Source organism: Streptomyces sp. NBC_01334, from assembly GCF_035983595.1.
Lineage (GTDB): Bacteria > Actinomycetota > Actinomycetes > Streptomycetales > Streptomycetaceae > Streptomyces > Streptomyces coriariae.
Genome location: NZ_CP130718.1, coordinates 3,305,877 through 3,326,385 on the forward strand (window position 1 = coordinate 3,305,877; position 20,509 = coordinate 3,326,385).

Genomic DNA, 20,509 nt, shown 5'->3' on the forward strand with positions numbered 1-20,509 from the left:
ACTCCTTCGTTAAAATACGATTGCGGTATGCAAATAGAATTTCGATCGGCAAATCGGGGTTACGCGGGTCCCGCAGAGCTTCGCTCAGAGCGTTTATCGGAACACCGGGGGGATTTAATTGGGGGGTTTCCGCAGAGCCGACCGCGATCGGGCCGTGTGCATCACCGGAATGGGCTGGACCACAGCGCTGGGTGACGGTCTCGACGAGGTGTGGCAGCAGCTGACGAGCGGGCGCGTCGGCATCCGGGAGTCGGCGGGTGACGGCCGGCCGCCCGCCGCCCTCCTGACGGACGGAGGTCCGGACGGCGCGCCGTCCGGACCTCCGTCCGAGCGGCAGGTCTCGCTCGCCGTGACCACCGCGTCCGCCGCCCTGCGCGATGCGGACTGCCCGGCCGGGGACGTCGACACGCTGGTGCTCGGCAGCAGCCTCGGCCCGCACCTGGACGACGCCGCCGAGACCTCGCCGCACACCCTGACCTCCACCGTCGCCGAACAGCTGGGGGTGGCCCGGTCCGCGTCGGTGAGCACCGCCTGCTCCTCCGGCGCCGACGCCGTGCTGGCCGGCGCCGCCCTGCTCACGGGCGGCGAGGCGGAACGCTGTCTGTGCGGCGGCATCGACCTGCTCACCGAGGGCAAGCTCCTCGGACACCGGGCGCTCGGCACCCTCTCCGCGTCCGGCGCCGTCCGCCCCTTCGACACCGACCGGGACGGCACCCTCTTCGGCGAGGGCGCCGGCTTCCTGCTGCTGGAGACCCGGGCCGCGGCCAGGGCGCGCGGCGCCCGGATCCTGGGCGAGCTGCGCGGCTGGGGCGCGTCCAACGACGGCACCGGGCCGACCGCCCCCGACGAGACCGGGGCCGGCGCGGTCCTCGCCGTCCGGCGCGCCCTGGCCAGGGCCGGAGCCGACGCCCGGGACATCGCGGTGATCAACGCCCACGGCACCGGCACCCGCGCCAACGACACGGCGGAGGCGGCGTGTTACGGCACCGTCTTCGGCAAGGAGTCGGAAGCGGTCGTGTTCGCCACCAAGCCGGCCTTCGGCCACACCCTCGGCGCCACCGGCGCCCTGGAGGCCATCGCCCTGCTCCTCGCACTGCGGCACGGCAGCGTGCCCCCGCTCCCGCACACCCGCACCGTCATGCCGGAACTGGCCCTGCCGCTGGCCGCGGACGGCCCCCGGGAGTTCACCGGCTCCCTCGGCATCAGCCTCACCCTCGGCTTCGGCGGCTTCAACACCTGCCTGCTGCTGGCGGCCGACGAGCCGCGGACCACGGTCGGAGGCGCCGCGTGAACCCGGCGCAGTGGTGCCCAGCGGGAGGCGTGATCACCGGCTCCGCCCTGGTCGAGACCGCCGACCCGGGCACGGTCGGGCGCCGCGTCCCCGGGGTGTACGCCGACCCGGTGGCCTGGCTGATGGCCGAGACCGTGGCGGCCGCGCTGGAGAACTGCGGCGACGCCGCGCCGAGCCGTCCCGAGGAGGTCGGGGTCATCGGGGTGAGTGAGAGGGCCACGCGCCACACCCTGCGCGCGCTCGCCGAGTCCGTCCCCCGCGGCCGGGTCTCCCCGATGCGGTTCGCGGGCGCCGGAGCGGGCTCGCTCGTCGGCGTCGTCTGCTCGGCGTTCGGCTTCCACGGGCCGGTGTCCATGCTGCCCATGCCCCTCACCCCGGCCGTGCCGCTCACCAGAGCACTGTGCGGCGACTGGCTGCTCGGCGACCCGCCGAGCGCCGCACACGTCCTGGTCGTCACCCACGAAGTCGACGACGAAGGCAAACACCGGGCGCACTGCCTGGTCGTCAGTGGGCCGACGCCCACGCGGAGGCCCCGGAGAACATGACCTCGCAGAACACCACCCCGCGGAACATGACCACCCCGAGCACGACGTCACCGAGCACGACACCGCCGAGCGCGACGTCACCGAACCTGGCCGATCCGCTCCTCGACCCCGCCGTCGTCGGCGACTTCCTGGGCCGTGTCGAGGACCTTTCCCGTACCGAGGATCCGGGCGGCCCGGCCGGGCTGCCCGCCCTGATCGACCGGTTCGCGGCCCTGCCGGCCCCGCCCGGCGCCGTCGTCGTCATCGCGCTGCCGAACGGCATCCGGGCGCTGCGGTTCTTCTTCGCCGTCGCGCTGGCCGGACACACCCCCGTGCTGCTCTCCCCGTCCACCCCGGTGTCCCGGGTCCGCGAGGTGGCCCGCGAACTGGGCGCCTGCGCACTGGTCAGGGCGGCCCTCCGGGCCGACGCGTACGGCGTCACCGACGTCACCCGCACCGGCGGCGCCGACGTCGGCCTCTTCACCGGCCGGCCGTATCGGCACCACGGGCCGGGCCACGTGATCCTGATGAGCTCCGGCACCTCCGGCATGGCCACCGGATGCCTGCACGGCATCGACGCCCTGCTGCGCAACGCCCGCCGCCACGGCCGCTCCCTCGGCCAGCGCGCCGCCGACACCGCCCTGGTCAGCCTGCCCGTCTACTACTCCTACGCGCTGGTCGCCCAGGTGCTCGGCGGCCTCGTGCACGGCTCGCGGCTGGTCATGGCGGGACCGCCGTTCTCGGTGGCCGACTACCTGGCCACGGTCGCCGGCCGGGGCGTCACCCTCTCCTCGCTCACCCCGAGCCTGGTCAAGTCCGTGGTCACCGCGGGCGGCGAACTGCCCGCGCCGCTGCGCACGCTGACCGTGGGCGGCCAGGCCCTCGACCCGTCGTACGTCTCCCGCCTGCTGAAGCTCAACCCCGAGCTGGGCCTGTACATCACCTACGGGCTGACCGAGGCCGGACCGCGGGTGTCCACCCTCGCCGCCCACCGGGAGCCCCCGCACCGGCACGGCTCGGTGGGGGTCCCGCTGGACGGCGTCGAGGTGCTCACCCGGCCCACCGACACCGGGGAGCGGGAGCTGCTCGTGCGCTCCGACACCGTCTACCGCAGGCGGGTCGGCGAGCCCGCGCCGTCCAAGCGCGGCGATCTGGTCGAGCCCGGCCTGCTGGCCACCGGCGACATCGGGCACGTCGACGACGACGGGTACGTGTACGTGCACGGCCGCTCGTCGGACTTCGCGATGGTGCGCGGCGAGAAGGTGTCGACGGCGACGGTGCGCCGGGCCGCCGAGTCGCTGCCCGGGGTGGTCCGTGCCGCGACCAGGATCGCCGTCGTGGACGACGACTCCGCCGTCCTCGAGCTCGACGTCTTCGTCGACGACGCCGTACCGCCCTCCGAGGCGGAGATGCGGCGGCATCTGCGGTCCCTGCTGACCCGCAACGAACTGCCGCTGACGGTCCGGATCCAGTCGCTGCGCGCGGGCGAGCACCACAAGTGACGGGCCCGGAGCCGCTCACCCTGTACTGCGTGCCGCACGCCGGAGGTTCCGCGCGCAGCTTCGTGCGCTGGCGGCGCGAGCTGCCGGCCGGGCTGCGCGCCCGGCCGCTGGAGATCGCGGGCAAGGGCCTGCGCTCCCGTGAGCCGCGGGCGGCGACCCTGCGGGCGGCCGCCGCCGATCTCGCCCTCCGGCTGGACCCGCCCGGCCGGTACGCGCTCCTCGGCCACAGCATGGGCGGCCTGCTCGCCTACGAGACGGCCCTCGCCCTGCACGCCCTGGGCCGGCCCGCGCCCGAGTTCGTCGTGGTCGCCGCGGCCCGGCCGCCACACCTCCTCGGCACCTCCTCCTACGGCCCGCTGCTCGCCCTGGACGACGACGCCCTGCTCGACGCGCTCGCGGAGAACGGCCGGATCCCGTCGGAGGTGCGCCGGTCACCGATGCGGCACCAGTTCGTGCCGGTCATCCGCGGCGACCTCGCACTGCTCGCCGGCCACCACCCCGACCCCGAGCCACGGCCCCTCCCGAGCGACCTCGTCGGCTGGTACGGCGCCGGCGACGCGGACACCCCGCCCGAGGTGATGGCCGGCTGGCGGCACTACACCCGGCGCACGCACGTCGGCGAGGCCTTCGCCGGCGGCCATTTCTTCCTCCATGAACGCTTCGAGGAGGTCGCGGCCCGGCTTGTCGGCCTGGCCGCGCAGCAGCGAGCGGACCGCTGACCGAGGCCGGTCGGCGGCCCGCTCGCGAGGGGCGGTGCCAGGAGGGGAGATGCCGCAGGAGCGGTGTCAGTGCTGCACCGGACAGCCGTTCCCACCGCCGCGCACCGGGGCGTCGGTGTCGTGCCGGGTGCCGAGCAGCCAGTACGCGTCCTCCGCCGCCCGCCACAGTTCCGGAAAGAGCGCCAGCTGCGAGCGGGCCTCCAGCGTCGCCAGGGACCGGCCGCCCAGGCTCTGCGGCAGCTCGAGCTCGTCGTCGCCCTCCTCGTTTCCCTTGCGCAGACCGGGCTGGCCGCCCAGCTGCGACCAGACCATGATCAGGTGGTGCTGCTTCCAGCCGAGGACACTGCCGTCCAGCCGCAGCATCGCCTCCCGCACCAGGGCCAGCGACTGCGACCCGGACGAGCGGGGGCCGTCGTAGCCGTCGTCCTGCTGGGCGATCACGTCCTGGAGGGACAGCCCGGCGCGCTCCACCGCCTGCTCGTAGGCCTTCCAGACCGGACGGGCCACCCGCCGCAGGTTGCGGTAGCCGGGCGAGTCCAGGCCGGTGGCGTCCTCGGGGAGCGCGTTGCGCATCATCAGCAGGCTGTGCTGCGGCAGGTGGTCGGTGAGCAGCCGCACCGCCTGGACGGTGACCTCGCTGAGCCCGGTGGCCCGGTCGAACATGCGGACCGCCTGGTGGTAACGGTCCTGGTCCAGGTGTCCGATCGCCCGGCGCAGCTCGTAGTGGACCTGTACCCAGGCGTACTCGGTGATGAGGTGGGTGACCTGGAAGAACCGCTGGTCGGGGTGTTCCGTCTCGCTCTCCGGGACGAGGGCGCCGAGGGCGTCGGTGAGATGCAGGACGTTCTCGTAGTTGCTGCCCCGGTCGAAGTCGTAGGAGAGCAGGGCGTTGGGCTCGTCCGGGTTCAGCGAGCGCTTCACCGGGTCTCCTCTTTGGTGTACTCGACCAGCCAGTGGCCGGGCAGCTCGAACTTCGTGGAGTCGGTGAGGGTGAGTCCGACGCCGGCGCCGAGGTCGCGCAGGTCGTCCATGCTGCGTTCACGGCCGCCGAGCAGGACCAGCATCAGCAGGTCGGCGTAGCTCGCCATGACGGGGTCCTTGCCGCTGTCCAGCAGCCGCTCGACGACCACGACCCGCCCGCCTGGGGCGAGCGCCGCCGAGCAGCGGCCGAGGATGCGGGCGGCGTCCCGGTCGCTCCAGTTGTGCAGGGTGTTGGCGATCAGGTAGACGTCAGCGCCGGCCGGAACCGGCTCGAAGAAGCTGCCCGCGACCAGCTCGCAGCGGTCGGACACGGGGGCGGTGACCCCGCCGGCCTCGTCGATGACGCTCGGCAGCTCCAGCAGCGTGCCGCGCAGCGCCGGGTGCTCGGTGAGCAGCTTCAGCAGCAGGGAGCCGTTGCCGCCGCCGACGTCCACGACGTGCCCCACCGACGCCCAGTCGTAGATACGGGCCAGTTCCGGCACGAGCCGGTCCGCGATCCGGGCGATGCCCGCGTTGAAGGACTTCTCGATGTCGGGGTGCGCCTCCAGGTCCTTCCAGAAGGGCCGCCCGTGCGCCTGCTCGTAGACCGGCAGACCGGTGCGTACGGCGTCCATGAGCCGGCCGACGGCCGGTTCGAAGCGGGCCTCCATGGGCCGGCTGGGGTCCTCGTAGTCCAGCCAGCGGCGCAGATTGCTCGGGTGGTCGCCGAGCAGCACCCGGCCCACGTCGGTGAGCTCGTACGTCCGCTGCCGCGACGCGCTGTCGGTCGTCTCCTCGAAGAGGCCGAGGAGGCTGACGTAGTGCAGGACGCGGCCCAGGGACTGCTCGTCGGTGCCGGTCTCGGCGGCCAGCGCGGCCGCGGTCCGGTGCCCCTGCTCGACCAGGTCGGGCAGGCGGAGGGTCGCGGTCACCCGCACGGCGGTGGGGGTGAACCCGGAGCCCAGGGCGAGGATCGTGTTCAACGGGTCTTGGCGGAACACCAAAAGCCTCCAGTCGTTCTCGTTCGGTCGGTCGTTTCGCCGGGCGTTCCGGTGGAAATTCAGGGAGTCCGTTCGATCTCGTCCAGGGCGTCGAGGAACCGCACGAGGTCCTTTTGTTCGCCGAGTGACGTGCGCAGGTATCCGGGAAATCCGAACAGCCCGGCATTGCGAACGAGAATGCCGAAATCGGCGGCGAGACGATCCTGCGCGCGGGCGCAGTCCCGGGCCGCGACGGCGACGAAGTTGGTGACGGAGGGCAGATGGGCGCGCCCGCGCCGGTCCAGCTCGCCGACGAACCAGCGCCGCCGCTCGGCGGTGGACCGGCGTACCCCGTCGACGAAGTCCCGGTCGCCGAGGGCGGCGGTCGCGGCCGCCTGGGCGAGCCGGTTCACGCTGAAGGGCAGGGCGCGCAGGGTCCCCCGCAGCCCGGCGATCAGCTCGGGCGGGCCGACGGCGTAGCCGACGCGCAGCGCGGCCAGGCCGTAGGCCTTGGAGAAGGTGCGCAGCGCGACGACGGGCGCGCCCTCGTCCAGCAGGTCGCGGGTCTGCGGGGTGTCCGGGTCGGCGAACTCCATGTACGCCTCGTCGAACACCAGCGGGACCCCGCTGCGGCCGGAGGCGTCGACCAGCGCGGCCAGTTCCCGCCGGGTGAGGGCCGCGCCGCTGGGGTTGTGCGGGTTGCACAGATAGCCGATCCCGTGTCCGGGCAGCCGCGCGGCGAAGGCGGCGGCGTCGACGGCGGTGCCGCTCAGCGGTACGGCGGTGCAGCCGCGTCCGGTGAGCTCCAGACAGGCCCGGTAGCCGGGGAACGTACCGTCGGTGACGAGCCCGGGAAGGCTCCGGTCGCCGAGGGTGAGGGCGGTGGCCAGGACGAGCTCGTCACTTCCGTTGGCGACGGCGATGTGGTCCGGGCCGACACCCCAGTGTGCGGCGAGCGCCTGCACCAGTTCCTGCCGCTCGGGGTCCGGGTAGACGTTGACCCGCCCCAGTTCCCGCTCGGCCGCCCGCACCGCCGCCTTGCTGGCGCCGTGGGGACTCTCGCTGAGGTGCAGCCGGATCAGGTCGTCGGCGCCGGGGACACTCGTGTTGAACGCCTTGCCGGAGGCCGGGGCGGCCTGTCCCGCGGCCGGGGTCACAGGCTGTCCCCCAGGAGGACGCCGAAGCAGTAGCTGCCGACCTCCGCCTCGAGGGTCAGGAAGCAGTGTTCGCTGCCGGCCGGGATCCGCATGACGGCCGGGGAGAGCAGTTCATGGCGTCTGCCGTCGAGTTGGACCTCGATGCGGGCGCCGCCCTTGTTCGGGGAGACCAGCAGGTAGAGCTCGTCGACCGGGTGGGTGTGCGGCGCGGCGACCGGTTTGCCGACCAGGGTGCTGAGTTCACCGCCGGCGAGTTGCACGGGCAGGCCGCCGAACATGTCCGCGGTGAGGTAGAAGGGCGCGGGCTGGTGATGCCCGGCCACGGCGAGGGGGATGGGCAGATCCTCCACGATCTCGGGGCCGGCGGGACATCGCTCGCTCATCACTGGGCCTCCAGGACGAACAGGTAGGTGTGGGGGGCGCCGAAGGGAACCGTGCGGCGCAGGTGCAGCCCGCCCTCGTGGAAGAGGTCCTCGTACTCCTCGCGCGTGTAGACCGGGACGCCCATCAGCGCGTGGGCGAGCTCGAAGCCGCTGGAGAAGACGGGCAGCGTGTCCTTCTCACCGCGCGGGCGGACGGTGGTGTCGGCGAGCAGGAAGGTGTGCGCGTGGGGGAACGCCTTGCGCAGCGCCGGGATGACGTCCGTCCGGGTGGCGGGGTCGACGAGCAGGTCGTGCAGGAACATGAAGCTCATCGCGACGTCCACCTGGTCGGCGCCCTCGATGCGGCGGCCCCGGAAGAGGATGTCGAGGACGTCGGCGCAGATCGGCTGGACGCGGTCGGCCAGCTCGTGCCGCTCGACGGTGCCGGCCGCCAGCGCGGTGGCCGAGGCGCTGATGTCCAGGCCCAGACCGCGGGCGCCGGGACGGGACTTGACGAGGCGGCACACGCGTTCGCTGATCCCGCTGCCGAGGTCGGCGATGACGGAGAAGTCGAGTGCGGCGATCTGCTCGTCGAGCAGGTTCCGCATCAGCGCCATGTCGGCCTGGGCCGAGCCGAGCGCCACCATGCCCTCGTCGCGCAACACGTCCTTGCCGAAAGCGCGTTCCCCTCGCGCGATGGTCGCGGCGTTGGCGAAGACGTCGTGGTACCCGCCCACGCCCCAGGTGAAGAACCCTATTTTCCGGCGGAGGTCGCCCCAGGCCGGCGTGGGTGTCACCCGGTCGTCACGGACGTCGAGATACCCGAAGGCCTCCGCGGCCGACAACAACTGGCGGAAAACCCTTTCGTCCAGCTGTCGGCGCCAACAGTAGTCGGGCACGTCGAGCCGGTCGGCCGCGTCGAACCAGGCGAACAGCCCCAGTTGTTCCAGGGCGAAGACGACATGGGTGGAGATGAATCCGTTGAACGCGGTGTCGGCATCGAGCGGGGTGTTCGCGGCGCCCTGCCATTCGGCGGGACGGAAAACGCTTTCACCTAACTCTTGGAGGCCGTCACGGGAAAGGGGAGCAGTCACGAGAAGTGCCTTCCTTGTTTCGGTCGAATGCCGAGCTCCGGTCGAGCCGACGTCGAGCCGGAATTGAGCTGACGTTGAGCCGATGCCGAGTCGAATCGGCGGCGACCGGTTATACGCGGGGCGAGGTGGCGGCGATACGTTCCACCGCCACCGCCAGTTCGCGCACGGTGGGGTGGTCGAAGAACAACCGGTTGGGCAGCCGGACACCGAGCTTCCGGCGCAACCGCATGAGCACCTGCGTGGCTTTCAGGGAATGACCGCCCGCCTCGACAAAAGGGGTGTCGTCATCGAAGTCGTCATGCCCGAGCACCTCGGTCCACGCGGCTCTGACCTGGTCTTCCATGGCCTGCCCAGGCGGTGTCACGGGCGGTTCGGAAGGCAGCCCGGAAGATGGCCCGGCATACGGATCCGGACGTGTTTTCACGCCGTCGTCGCTCAAGAGAATTCCCCCGTGTCATGACGGATCACGGTCGATCGCCCCGGATGCGGAGCAGCCGCGGAACGGCCACGCCCATGGGCGTGGCTAGGTGAAGCTTCAATTGTTTTCCCCCGTAAAAACGGACGCTCCACCGGTCGGTCAAACCGGTTCGGTCCCTGAGGTGATGGCTCACCCTGGCGGCAGATTGCCGATATCGGAGAGTAGGCAGCGGCCATCGAGCCAGTCAAGGGGCGAATGTCGGCCAGCCCTCGCCGGGATCACCCCAGGCCAACGCTTTGACTCTGCGTGTAAACCCGCCCTGTCATTCACGTGCATCGGCCATCCGGTTGGCCGAAAAGCGGGTTGACGGCCGAAACTCGGCACCTCTACGGTCGATGAGTCGATTGTGAACGCAGTATTTCAAGGGTTGCGTTCGAGGCCGACATCAACCGGCGTGACAGGGGGAATGATGTACGCCGCAACGGGGGAGACAGAACCGGTCGACCAACCGGTTCCATATTCCGTCAGAGTCCTTTTCGAACTCCGATGACACTTGGATCGGTGACCACCTGACCCGTGGCCCCCTGATCCCTCAAAGGCCGTAGCCGGCCTTTCTCCATCATTCACACGGTGTTGTCCACCGCTGCCCGCCGCACGGCGCACATCTGTGCGCACACACCTGTGCGCGCACCGCTGTACGGGCAGCGGCATTCGTCACGAGATGCATCGAGGAAGCGCGTTGAGGCATGCGATTCTGGGCGCCGGGGGAGTCGGGCTCGCCCTCGGAGCGGCGCTGGCCCGTGCCGGCCACGAGGTCGTGCTGGTGATGCGGGAGTCCTCACGAGCCCGCTACCGCGGCGTGATCGACGTCCACAGCAAACTGCACGGCGACCTCGCCGTCGAGGCACGCGCGGTGGAGCGGCTCGACGAGCCGGTCGACGTCCTGTGGGTGACGGTGAAGGCGCCCGCGCTGGACGCCGCCCTGGCCCGGGTCGCCCCGCGGCTGACCCCGGACTCGGTCGTCCCCCTGCTCAACGGACTCGACCATCCGCGATCGCTGCGGGCCAGGTTCGGGCCCCGGCAGCTCGTCGGCGCGATCCTCATCGAGGCGGAACGCACCGCGCCCGGCCGGGTCACCTGGAACTCCCTGTACGCGGAGGTCAGCCTCGCGACCACCGACGGCAGCCGCGCCGGGGACGGTCCCGAAGACCGCGACCGCGCCGGGGACGGTGCCGAAAGGGGCGCCGGCACCGGTGGCCGGCGGCTCGGCGGGCTTGCCGAGGTCCTCGCCGACGCGGGTCTCGGCTGCACCCCGGAGCGGGATCCGGCGAGCGTCCTGTGGCGCAAGCTGGTCCTCCTGCTGCCGTTGGCGCTGGCCACCACCGCGGCCGACGGCCCCCTCGGCATCGTCCGCCGACACCCTGAGCTGTCCGCCCTGCTGCGCGACGCCGCCCGGGAATCCTGTGCCGTCGCCGCCGCGGACACCGTCGCCGTCGACGACCGGAACCTGCTGCACACCCTGGACACCCTGCCCGGCCGGACCGACACCTCCCTGCACCGGGACGTCGCCGCCGGGGTCCGGCCGACCGAACTCGCCGCGCTCACCGAGCCGGTGCTGCGCCGCGCCCGGGACCACCGGGTGGCCGTACCCGCGCTGACCGAACTGGCGCGCAGGGCCGCCGAACGGGAGCGGCCGGCGGAAGTTCCCGCACCGCACCGATCCACCTACCGCAAGGGAGAAACGTCATGACAGTCGGTTCGGGCGAGACACTGGACGAAACCCTGGAAGCGACCCTCAAGGAGATCCTCGTCGAGGACCTCTTCCTGGACGTGCCCACCGAACGCATCGGGGACGACGACGGCCTCCAGGACGTACTGGGCCTGGACTCCCTCGGCTTCGTCGAGCTGCGCGCCCAGTGCGAGCAGCGCTTCGGCGTGGCCATCACGGACGCCGAGTTCACCCCGCTCCACTTCCACTCGGTGCGCACGGTGGCCAACCTGGTGCGCACCCTGCGTACGGGCACCGCCGGCGAGCACCTGGCGGTCCCGCAGTGAGGGAACCCGCCTCCTCCGAGCAGATGGACGTCTGGCTCGCCTGTCAGCGCGAACCGGAGTCCGACCGCTACAACGTCACCGTCGACCTGGAGTTCACGCCGACCGTCGACATACCGGCGCTGCGTGCCGCACTCGGCGACGTGCTGAGCGCCCATCCGGCCCTGCGCTGCGCCTTCGCCACCGAGGGCGGCGAGCTGTGGCGCACCGCCGAGACCGACCCGCCGATGGCGTTCGTCACCGACCGGCTCCCCGGCCGCTACGACCGTGCGCAGGCTCTCGCCCGCGCGGTCGTCGCCGGCCGCGCGCCCTTCGACCTGGCCACCGCGCCGCTGTTGCGGGCGACGCTGCTGGCCGGGGAGGGCGGCGCGCTGCTCGCCGTCACGATGCACCACATCGTCTCCGACGGCTGGTCCAGCCGGATCCTCGCCGAGGACCTGGTGACGGCGTACCGGGCCCGGACGGCGGGCGGCCCGGTCCCGGCTCCGCGCACATCGTCCGACATCGATGCCGAGACCGGGACGGGTTCCGGTGCCGTTGCTGCCGCCGGTGCCGCTACTGCTACCGAGGCCGATATCGACGCCGACGCCGACTCCGACGCCGAAGCCGAGAAGTACTGGACCTCCGTCCTGCGCGACGCCCCGGCCTCCCTCGCGCCCCCGCACGACCTGGTGCCGGAGGACGGTTTCCCCGGCCCCTCCGGCCGGGTGGAGGTGCTCCTGCCCGCCGAGGTGCACGCGGGCGTCCAGGCGCTGGCCGCGGCCGAACGCGGCTCCCCCGCCGTCGTGCTGCTCACCGCCTGGTCGGTGCTGCTGCACGCGTGGGCCGGGGAGTCCGAGGGCACCTTCGGCATGGTCTTCGCCGGCCGCCGGTATGCCGACGCCGAGCGTGTCGACCTGTTCAGCCGGGCGCTGCCGATGCGTGACCGGATGTCCCTCGACGACCGCTTCCTGGAGGTGGCGGCCCGGCTGCGCGAGCAGATGCTCGACGCGATGGAACACGCCCACCTCCCGGTGCGACGGCTGCGGGCGATCCGCAGCGCGCAGGCGAACGGGCCGGGCGTCGAGCGGACGGTGTTCATGTACACCCCCGCCTACGAGGACGAGTGGCAGGCCGGAGAGGTGACCGTCCGCCGCTTCGACCACCCGGACGAGACGACGAAGTACGAGTTCTCGGTCAACGTGCTGGAGGGCTCGGCCGGTACCCGGCTGTGCGTCTACTACGACACCGCCCGCTACCTCCCCGCCACCGCCGAGCTGTTCGCCCAGGAACTGCGCGAGCTGCTGGCCCGCGCCGTGGCCGCCCCGGACAGCACCTGTGGCGATCTGCTCGCCGCCTGCGACCCGGGCCTGTCCGAGGTCGCCGCGCACGGCGCGCCCGTCACGTCACCGGCGCCGAGCATCCCCGAGCTGGTCCTGCGGCACGCCGCCGACCGCCCGGACGCCATCGCCGTGCGCCACGGCGAGCGCACTCTCGACTACGGCGAACTCGCCGGCCGCGCGGGCGAGGTGGCCGGCTGGCTGCGCGACCGGGGCGTCGGGCCCGGCGACACCGTGGCGCTGCTGCTCGCCCCCGGCGTCGAGACCCCGGTCTTCTGGCTGGCGTCCGTCCTGGCCGGCGCCGCCTACCTCCCCCTCGACCCCGCCTATCCGCAGGCCCAGCTCCAGCTGATCGTGGACGACGCCCGCCCCGCGGTCCTCGTCGTCGACCCGGACTGCGGACAGACCCTCGACGTGCCGGTGGGCACCGCCGTACCGGTCGACGAGGTGATCGCCCGGGCCCTCGGCCGGTCCGCCCCCGAGATCGCGTACGACGACACCGCGACCCTCTGCGTGCTCTACACCTCCGGCACCACCGGCCGGCCCAAGGGGGTCGTGCTGCCGCACCGCGGGCTGGCCCGGCTCTTCGTACGGCCCGACTTCCTCCCGCTGGACGAGACGGATGTCGTCGCGCAGCTGTGCCCGCTCAACTTCGACGGCGCCAGTTACGAGATCTGGGGCGCCCTCACGCACGGCGCGCAGCTGGTCGTCCTCGACAAGCACCTGGTGCTCAGCCCCCGTGAGATGCGGACGGTGGTCCGCGAGCGCGGCGTGACCACGCTGCTCGTGACGACACCGCTGCTCAACCGGATCATCGAGGACGCCCCGGACCTGCTCCAGTCGCTGCGGCGGGTGTACTTCGGCGGCGAGCTGATCTCCGTACGGCACATGCGCCGTGCGCTGCGCTGGTCCCGGCCCGGCGTCCTGCTGCACAGCTACGGCCCCACCGAGAACTCCTTCACCTCGACCTGGTTCCCGATCACCGACCTCGCGCCTAACGCCAGGACGGTCCCCATCGGCCGACCGGTGCCCGGCACCGAGGTGCGGGTCGTGCAGGAAGGCGGCACCCGTCCGGTGCCGCGTGGGGTTCCGGGCGAACTGCTGCTCGGCGGAGCGGGGTTGGCCGACGGCTATCTGAACGCGCCCGGGATGACGGCGGACCGTTTCGTCACCGACGGCCCGACCCGCCTCTACCGCACCGGTGACCGGGTGCGCTGGCGACCCGACGGTCTGCTGGAGTTCATCGGCCGCAACGACAACCAGGTCAAGATCCGCAGCCAGCGCGTCGAACTCGGCGAGGTGGAGGCGGTGTTGGACGCGCACCCGGCCGTCGAGTCGGTCTTCGTCACGACGCGCGTCAACCGGCGCGGCGAGAAGGAGATCGTCGCCTACGCGGTGGCCGCGCCCGGCACGGACGCCGACGAGCTCGGCCGGCACGCCAGGCTGCGGTTGCCCGCCTTCGCCGTACCCAGCCACCTGCTGCTGGTCGGGGAGCTGCCGCTCACCCCGACCGGCAAGATCGACCGGCGCCGGCTGCCGGACCCGGAGCAGGCGACCGGGTCCGCCCGGCCCGACCCCGCTCCGGCGCCCACGGCGGACCTCGCACCGGAACCGCCTCCGGTGGCTTCCGTGGCTTCCGGTCCTTCCCTCGCCTCCGCGGCCTCGGCGACCTCCGCCGCCTCCGTGACGGAAGGTGTGCGGGCCGCCTGGCGGGCGGTGCTGGAGCACGACGGCTTCGGGTCCGACCGCAACTTCTTCGACGCCGGCGGCCATTCGCTGCTGTTGGTGAAACTGCGGGAGCAGTTGCGGCTGGCGACCGGCGCCGACATCCCGGTCATCGACCTGCTGCGCCATGTCACGGTCCGCGAGCAGGCCCGCCTGATCGCCACGACCCACCAGCCCCTGGACGGGACGGCGGCCCCGGCCACCGTCGTGCCCCGACGGCCCCTCGAAGGTGCGCCGTCGAGGCCGGCCGGCACGGCGCCGGTGCCGGCTCCCGGTCCGCGGATCGTCGCCCTCTCCGCCGCCACCGCGGAGGCCCTGCTCGTCGCCCGCGAGCGGCTGGCCGCCCATCTGGAGGCGAGCGAGGACCTGGCACTGGCGGACGTGGCCCACACGCTGGAGGTGGGCCGTCGGCACTTCGGTCACCGATGTGCCGTCGTGGCGTCCGACCTGGCCGAGGCGGTGCGTGCCCTGCGGGCCCCGCGCACCGCGACGCCCGCCGCCCCCGGTTCGCCCCCGGCCGTGGTGTTCGCCTTCGCGGACGGCCCGCCGGACGCCACCGACCGGGCCGCCGGGCCGCTCACCCGCCAGCTGCGCCTGGCCGCCCGGTTCGCCGAACGGGGCGTGACCCCGGCGGCGGTGTACGGCGTGGGAACGGGCCGGTTCGCGGCCGCGGTGGTGAGCGGCGCGCTCACCGCCGAGGAAGGCGAGGAAGGCGTACGGCCGGCCGCCGACGGGGCCGGCGCGCACGTTCCCGTACCGCGCCGCCCTGCCCTGCTGTGGTCCACCGCGCTGGGTCCGCTGTTCCCCGACGGGCCCGCCCCGCAGGAACAACACCTGTCGGCCGAGGCCGAGCCGGCCAAGCTGCTCCGGACGGCCTGTGACCGGCTCGGCGAGGTGGCCGTCCTCGACCTCGCGGCCGAGGACCTCGACGAGCGGGCCCTGCTGACGGCCCTCGCGGCCCTGTGGTGCCAGGGCGCCGAGGTGCGGCTGACACCGGCAGGCCCGGCCCGTCGTCTGCGTCTGCCCGGCCACCCCCTGTCCTGGGCGTCTTCCGCGTCCCCGCTCTCCGTACATTCCTGAAGGAAGGTCCGCATGCCGCACGTACGTGGCGAAGCCGCCGTTCTCGTCGAACCCGGGCGCCTGGAGGTGGCGGAGGTCGCCTTCCGGGAGCCGGCCGAGGGCGAGGTCCTCGTCCGCAACACCGTGGCCGCCATCTGCGGCAGCGATGTGCACCGGGTACGCGCCGAGTCCCCCTTCTTCCGGGACATGCGCGACCACCCCTACCCCTGCCCGGCGGGCTACCCGGGGCACGAGGGCGTCGGGGAGGTCGTCGAGAGCCGGTCGGCTCGCTTCTCGCCGGGCGACCTTGTGCTCACCGTGCCCAACCACGCCTACATGGCGTCGTTCGCCCGCTACCAGACGATCGCCGACCGGTTCCTGCTGCCGGTGAAGGGCACCGGGGCGCCGACCGTCCAGCTGATGGCGCAGCAGCTCGGGACCGTCGTCTTCGCGCTCAACCGGTTCTGGCCGGAGCCCGTGCCGGAGGGATCGACGGCCGCCGTCGTCGGCGTCGGCTCGGCGGGGCTGCTGTTCCAGCAGCTGCTCAAGCACCGCGGGTTCGAGAAGGTCGTCGCGGTCGACCTGGAGCCGGGGCGGCTGGCGGTGGCCCGTTCCCTCGGCGCGGACGCGACCGTGCACGTGCCCGGGCAGAGCGCCGAGGAGGTCGTCATGGAGGCGACCGGCGGGAAGGGCGCCGACCTGGTCGTGGAGGCGGCCGGCACCGACGGAGCGCGCGAGCACGCGATGCGGATGGTCGGCCAGCACGGCCGGCTGGGCTTCTTCGGCATGCCCGAGGACTACGACATGCGCATCCCGTACGCCCATCTCTTCGTCCGCCAGGCGCAGTTGATCACCGCGGTCGGCGGCGCCCAGCTGGAACCCGGGCTTCCCTCCTTCCGGACCGCGCTGGAGCTGATCGGGGACGGCTCGATCCGGGTCGACGACCACATCACCCACACCTTCGACATCAAGAACATCGCCGACGCCTTCGACCTCGCGCACAACCGGCAGGACGACGTCGTCAAGATCGCGCTCACCTTCGGCTGACGGGAGGACAGGCATGTCGGAACTCGCCAAGCACTCGAGCCCGGTGGCCGTCATCGGCGTCGGCGGCCGCTTCGCCCGGGCGCCCGACGTAGGGGCGTTCTGGGACAACCTCGTGGCGGGCCGGGACTGCTTCCGGCGGGAGCCGGTCCCGGTCGTGGAGGACCTGGGCGAGGACCGGCTGCGGGTCCACTCGTGGGGGATCGCCCCGCACCGGGACACCTACGACCACACGCTCGTCGGCGTCGAGGGGCTGGACCCGCAGCACGGCATCCTCCAGGAGTCGCTGTGGCAGGCGGCGGAGGACGCAGGGGTCAGACTGTCGGCGATCGCCGACCGGACCGCCGTCTACGCCGGCTGCGCCCGCACCAAGCATGTGCCGCGGGCCGCCTTCGACGACGTGGTGCAGGTCGACCCGACGTTCGCCGGGCCCTACTTCTCCTATCTGCAGGACCTGTGGGGCGAGTCGTTGATGCTGGACTCGGCGTGCGCCACCTCCACGGTGGCCGTCCAGCTCGCCTGCCAGAGCCTGCGGTCACACGCCTGCGACTACGCGCTGGCCGGGGCGGTGGCGATCCAGGAGGACGCCGACGGCTCCTATGTGCGGACCCCGCGCAGTATCTACTCCACCGAGGGCATCGTGCGCCCCTTCGACCGCCGTCACAACGGCGTGGTGCCCGGTGACGGCTCCGGGGCCGTGCTGCTGCGCAGACTGGACGACGCCCTGCGCGACGGCGATCCGGTCTACGCCGTCATCCGGGGCGGCGCCGTCACCAACGACGGGCGGGCCAAGCCCGGTTTCGTCATCCCCGGTGTCGACGGCAAGGTCCGCGCGGTGCGCCGGGCGCTGGAGGCGGCGGGGCTGACCGGGGCCGACGTCGACTACGTCGAGACGCACGGTGTCGGCATCCCCCTGAACGACCAGATCGAGGCGACCGCCCTGATCGAGGCCCTCGGCACCGACGGGCCGCCGGTGGCGGTCGGCTCGGTGAAGGCCTCCGTCGGCCACTGCGACACCGCCGCCGGCATGGCGGCCCTGATCAAGACGTGCCTCGCGATCGACCGCGGCTTCCTGCCCGCGACCCCGAACACCGAGGTTCCCATCGAGGAGTTCACCGGGCGCGGCGAACGCTTCGGCATCCTCCCCGAGGGCCGTCCCTGGCCCACGAACGGCCGCCCACGCACGGCCGGCCTGATGTCGGCCGGCGTGGGCGGCACCAACGCCTTCCTCGTCCTCGAGGAAGCTCCGGCCCACTGACGCCGGGCCACTGACCACTCATCAGTTTCCGTTTCCCTTACCGAGGAGCACGCATGTCCGTCACCGCCGACCTGTACATCGAGGTCAAGAACTTCTACGCCCGCCAGATGCGCGTCCTGGACGACCTGGACATCGAGCGTTTCACCGCGACCTTCACCGAGGACGGCTCGGTCGCCCACCCGCACCGCGGCGAGAAGGTGGAGGGCCGCGAGGCGATGCGCACCAAGATGAAGAGCATGCTCCCGATGTACGAGGGGCTCGTCACCCGGCACTGGTTCGACCACTTCCTGATCGAGCAGACCGAGGGCGGCGACGGCCTGCGCGTCACCTACTACTCGCTGGTGACCCAGACGAACACGCAGGACGAGGTGCATTTCTTCTCCTCCTCCAGCGTCGAGGACCAGATGGTGCGCGAGGAGGGTGAACTGCGCATCCGGGAGCGGGTCATCCACCGCGACAACCCCAAGTACGGCCGAGTGATCTGACCCCCGCCCGCGCATCCGTGAACCGCCGAAGGAGGGCAGAGCAGATGGCAGAGCAGAGGGCAGACCAGCCGGCGGAGCAACCGGCCGAACAGTCGGCGGTGCAGCCCACGGAGTCCTGGGAACAGCCGCCGGCCGAGTGGAACGACACGGCGCGGCCGTTCGAGGACCAGGTGAGCATGATCGACCTGATCGAGCGGCGCGTCCGGGAGTCCCCGGACGCTCCCGCCGTCCGCCTCGGCGAGGGGGAGGTCAGGACGTACGCGCAGCTGTGGGCCGACTCGGGCCTGCTCGCACGGTTCCTCGCCGGTCACGGGGTGGGCCGGGGCGCGTTCGTCGGCATCCTGCACGAGAACTCGTGGGACAGCGTGCTGGCGGTCGTCGGTGTGCTGCGCACCGGCGCCGCCTACGTGCCGCTGGACGCGCGCTGGCCGGCCACCCGGATCGCGGCGCCGCTGCGTCAGTCGGGGATCCGATGGCTCGTCACCGGCCATGCGCTGGCGCGCCGCGCGGAGGAGGCCGGGCAGCTCGCGGGCTCCGGCGTGCGGCTGGTCTGCACGGATCTGCGGGCCGCGGCCCCGGACCCGCTGGACACGGAGACGGTCGGCCTGCTGTGGGACACCGTCGCCGAGGACGAGGACCTGGCCCGGGCCTCGGGCTTCAACCAGAACCCCGGCGACGGGATCTCCGCCGCGCAGATCGACACCTATGTCTCGTACGTGCGCGAACTGGTGCTGTCGGCGGCTCCGACGGTGGAGCGGCCCCGGGTCGTCGAGGTGGGCTGCGGTGCCGGTCTGATCGCGGGTGCGCTGCGGGACCGGGTGGCCGGTTACACGGGCGTCGACGTGTCGGCCGTCGCGCTGGAGCGGGCGGAGCGGGAGGCCGGCGAGGGGGCACGCTTCGTGCGGGCCGCGGCCGCCGACCTCGGCCGGGTGGTGGCCCCGGCGAGCGCGGACGTCGTCCTGCTCGCGAGCGTCGCCCAGTTCTTCCCCGGGTTCGAGTACCTGCGGTCCGTGCTGCGGGACGCCGTGGGCGCCCTGGCGCCGGGCGGGGCGGTGGTCCTCGCGGACCTCGCCGATCTCGCGGAGCCGGGCGAGGGACCCGACTCCGGTCATCTGCGGGTGCCCGCCGAGTGGTTCGGGCACCTCTCCGCCCAACTCGGCCTGCCGGTACGGGCGGAGATCCACCGGCGTGGTGGGGACGAGTGGCCGCCGGTCCTGCGGGACCGGTACGACGTCGTCCTGCGCCTGGCGCCGCACGACACGGCCACCCCGTACACGCCGGTGATCAGCGCCTGGAGCGACGTCGAGGAGGCCCGTGCCCTGCCGCTGCCGGCCGGCCCCGGCGCCGACGACACCGCGTACGTCATCTTCACCTCGGGCTCCACCGGCGTGCCGAAGGGCGTGTCGGTGCGCCACCGCAGTGCCGTCAACGTCATCCAGTGGGTGAACGAGACCTACGCGGTGGGTCCGGACGACTGTCTGCTGTGGGTCACCGCGCTCACCTTCGACCTGTCGGTCTACGACCTGCTCGGCGTGCTCGCGGCGGGCGCCAGTCTGCGCGTGGTCTCCGCCGCCGAACTGTCCGACGGCGAGCGACTGCTGGACATCATGCTGCGCGAGCCGATCACCTTCTGGGACTCGGCGCCCGCCGCGCTCGGCATGGTGATGTCCTTCGCCGACGAGCCGGACGGGACGGGTGCGACGAGCGCGACGAGCGCGACAGGCGCAACGGACGGGACGGGTGCGACGAACGGCACGGGTGCGACGGCGGACGGCGGTCCGGTGCCGAGTCTGCGGCTGGTCTTCCTCAGCGGCGACTGGGTACCGCTGGCGCTGCCCGGCCGGGTCCGGGCCCGCTTCCCGCGGGCCCACGTCGTGGCACTGGGCGGCGCGACCGAGGCGACGATCTGGTCCAACCACTTCGACGTCGGCGAGATCGACCCGGCCTGGACGAGCGTCCCGTACGGCAAGCCGATCCAGAACGCCCGCTACTACGTCCTGGACGGCGACCGCAAACCGTGTCCGATCGGCGTCGAGGGCGATCTCCACATCGCGGGCGTGGTGGTGGCCGACGGGTATGTCGGCGATCCGGAGCTGACGGCCGCGAAGTTCACGGCCGACACGGTGAGCGGCCTGACGGACGAGTCCATGTACGCCACGGGCGACCGGGCGCGCTGGATGGCCGACGGCAACCTGGAGTTCCGGGGCCGCCGGGACGACCAGGTCAAGGTCCGCGGCTACCGGATCGAACTGGGCGAGGTGCTGGCCGCCCTGCGTCAGGTGCCGGGGGTGGTGGACTGCGCGGTCACCACGCTGCGGGGCGACGGCGGCCCGCAGATCGTGGCGGCCGTGGCCGTGGGGGGCTCGGAGCCCTCGCCGCGCGGCGGGTTCGTCCGCCGCCACCTCGCTCAGAACCTGCCCAGCTACATGCTTCCGGAGCATGTGCTCGTCCTGCCGGCCCTGCCGGTCGGCCCCACGGGCAAGGTCGACCGGGACCGGCTGGCCCGTCTGGCAGCCCGCCCCCGGGACCGCCGACGGACCTGATGACCGAGGGGGTGGGG

Annotated in this window: 17 protein-coding genes; 11 read left to right on the forward strand and 6 right to left on the reverse strand. The window is 72.8% G+C overall.

All coding sequences use genetic code 11. The features are described from left to right. The first annotated feature begins 154 nt into the window (after positions 1-154). The 4 genes from OG736_RS14935 to OG736_RS14950 are packed head-to-tail and all read left to right on the forward strand — an operon-like array spanning position 155 to position 4,036. Entirely contained in the window at positions 155-1,291 is a 1,137-nt protein-coding gene (locus OG736_RS14935) for a cispentacin biosynthesis acyltransferase subunit AmcF (RefSeq protein WP_327182878.1), read from the forward strand. 29 nt (positions 1,292-1,320) lie between these two features. Beyond that, positions 1,321-1,836, forward strand: coding sequence for a cispentacin moiety biosynthesis protein AmcG (locus tag OG736_RS14940; RefSeq protein ID WP_327182879.1), 516 nt, complete (start codon positions 1,321-1,323; stop codon positions 1,834-1,836). After that, positions 1,833-3,317 carry an adenylate-forming 2-oxoglutaryl-ACP ligase AmcH gene (locus OG736_RS14945; RefSeq protein WP_327182880.1) on the forward strand — a complete coding sequence of 495 codons (1,485 nt, stop codon included), beginning with the start codon at positions 1,833-1,835 and terminating at the stop codon, positions 3,315-3,317. The genes OG736_RS14940 and OG736_RS14945 overlap by 4 nt, the downstream gene beginning before the upstream one ends. A gap of 29 nt (positions 3,318-3,346) precedes the next feature. Beyond that, entirely contained in the window at positions 3,347-4,036 is a 690-nt protein-coding gene (locus OG736_RS14950; RefSeq protein WP_327182881.1) for a thioesterase II family protein, read from the forward strand. Between the two features lie 66 nt (positions 4,037-4,102). On the opposite strand, the gene OG736_RS14955 is transcribed toward OG736_RS14950, so the two are convergent. The 6 genes from OG736_RS14955 to OG736_RS14980 all read right to left on the reverse strand — a co-directional run bounded on the left by OG736_RS14955 (position 4,103) and on the right by OG736_RS14980 (position 9,028). Then, complete coding sequence (locus tag OG736_RS14955) at positions 4,103-4,957, reverse strand: hypothetical protein (RefSeq protein WP_314221593.1); 855 nt, start codon at positions 4,955-4,957, stop codon at positions 4,103-4,105. Continuing rightward, positions 4,954-5,997 carry a methyltransferase gene (locus OG736_RS14960; RefSeq protein WP_327182882.1) on the reverse strand — a complete coding sequence of 348 codons (1,044 nt, stop codon included), beginning with the start codon at positions 5,995-5,997 and terminating at the stop codon, positions 4,954-4,956. The genes OG736_RS14955 and OG736_RS14960 overlap by 4 nt, the downstream gene beginning before the upstream one ends. Before the next feature lie 59 nt (positions 5,998-6,056). Continuing rightward, positions 6,057-7,133, reverse strand: a complete 1,077-nt coding sequence (locus OG736_RS14965) for a pyridoxal phosphate-dependent aminotransferase (protein ID WP_327182883.1) — start codon at positions 7,131-7,133, stop codon at positions 6,057-6,059. After that, positions 7,130-7,516 carry a cupin domain-containing protein gene (locus tag OG736_RS14970; protein ID WP_327182884.1) on the reverse strand — a complete coding sequence of 129 codons (387 nt, stop codon included), beginning with the start codon at positions 7,514-7,516 and terminating at the stop codon, positions 7,130-7,132. The genes OG736_RS14965 and OG736_RS14970 overlap by 4 nt, the downstream gene beginning before the upstream one ends. Next, positions 7,516-8,589, reverse strand: coding sequence for a class I SAM-dependent methyltransferase (locus tag OG736_RS14975; RefSeq protein ID WP_327182885.1), 1,074 nt, complete (start codon positions 8,587-8,589; stop codon positions 7,516-7,518). Before OG736_RS14975 ends, OG736_RS14970 begins: the two co-directional genes overlap by 1 nt. 109 nt (positions 8,590-8,698) lie before the next feature. After that, positions 8,699-9,028: an acyl carrier protein gene (locus OG736_RS14980; RefSeq protein ID WP_327182886.1), complete on the reverse strand. Its 330-nt coding sequence runs from the start codon at positions 9,026-9,028 to the stop codon at positions 8,699-8,701. 718 nt (positions 9,029-9,746) lie between these two features. On the opposite strand from OG736_RS14980, the gene OG736_RS14985 reads away from it, so the two are divergent. Genes OG736_RS14985 through OG736_RS15015 form a run of 7 tightly spaced genes read left to right on the forward strand, consistent with a single transcriptional unit; the run spans position 9,747 to position 20,492 of the window. Then, a complete protein-coding gene (locus OG736_RS14985) occupies positions 9,747-10,757 on the forward strand; it encodes a ketopantoate reductase family protein (protein ID WP_327182887.1) in 1,011 nt (336 codons plus the stop codon). Beyond that, entirely contained in the window at positions 10,754-11,062 is a 309-nt protein-coding gene (locus OG736_RS14990) for a cispentacin biosynthesis acyl carrier protein AmcB (RefSeq protein WP_020127001.1), read from the forward strand. The genes OG736_RS14985 and OG736_RS14990 overlap by 4 nt, the downstream gene beginning before the upstream one ends. Next, entirely contained in the window at positions 11,059-15,183 is a 4,125-nt protein-coding gene (locus OG736_RS14995) for a non-ribosomal peptide synthetase (protein ID WP_327182888.1), read from the forward strand. Before OG736_RS14990 ends, OG736_RS14995 begins: the two co-directional genes overlap by 4 nt. A 12-nt stretch (positions 15,184-15,195) precedes the next feature. Next, positions 15,196-16,209, forward strand: a complete 1,014-nt coding sequence (locus OG736_RS15000; RefSeq protein WP_327182889.1) for a zinc-binding dehydrogenase — start codon at positions 15,196-15,198, stop codon at positions 16,207-16,209. A gap of 13 nt (positions 16,210-16,222) precedes the next feature. After that, positions 16,223-17,464: a beta-ketoacyl [acyl carrier protein] synthase domain-containing protein gene (locus OG736_RS15005; RefSeq protein WP_327182890.1), complete on the forward strand. Its 1,242-nt coding sequence runs from the start codon at positions 16,223-16,225 to the stop codon at positions 17,462-17,464. Between the two features lie 53 nt (positions 17,465-17,517). Then, positions 17,518-17,949 carry a nuclear transport factor 2 family protein gene (locus OG736_RS15010; protein ID WP_327182891.1) on the forward strand — a complete coding sequence of 144 codons (432 nt, stop codon included), beginning with the start codon at positions 17,518-17,520 and terminating at the stop codon, positions 17,947-17,949. A gap of 44 nt (positions 17,950-17,993) precedes the next feature. Continuing rightward, positions 17,994-20,492: an AMP-binding protein gene (locus OG736_RS15015; protein WP_327182892.1), complete on the forward strand. Its 2,499-nt coding sequence runs from the start codon at positions 17,994-17,996 to the stop codon at positions 20,490-20,492. Positions 20,493-20,509 lie beyond the last annotated feature (17 nt).